The 278-nt window shown below is 64.4% G+C and carries 1 protein-coding gene; it reads right to left on the bottom strand.

Features of this window, described 5'->3' with window-relative positions; genetic code table 11:
* Window positions 1-278: integrase core domain-containing protein (locus IH68_RS0149165; RefSeq protein WP_030950390.1), on the bottom strand; the 278-nt coding region annotated here is incomplete at both ends.

The raw sequence follows: 278 nt of genomic DNA, 5'->3' as shown, positions 1-278 counted from the left end.
GGGGTCTGGCCGCCAAGGCCGCCATGGGGGCGATGGTAGTTGTAGTAGTCCTCCCACTCGCGCAGCTTGTCGTTGAAGACCTCGGCGTCGTCGATGATGACGCCGTCGAGGAGCCGGTAGAACTCCTCTGCGTCGATCCGGTGCGAGCGTTCGACTTTGCCGTTCAGCCGCGGGGTGCGGGGCTTGATGTAGGTGTGGGCGATGCCCTTGTCCAGGACGTGCCAGTGGAAGGCGGACTGGAACTCGGCGCCGTTGTCGGTCTGGATGACCTCAACCTG

The organism is Streptomyces sp. NRRL S-646, assembly GCF_000720765.1.
GTDB lineage: Bacteria > Actinomycetota > Actinomycetes > Streptomycetales > Streptomycetaceae > Streptomyces.
Note: the sequence above shows the minus strand (reverse complement) of the source record. Positions and strands in the feature narration are given on the sequence as shown.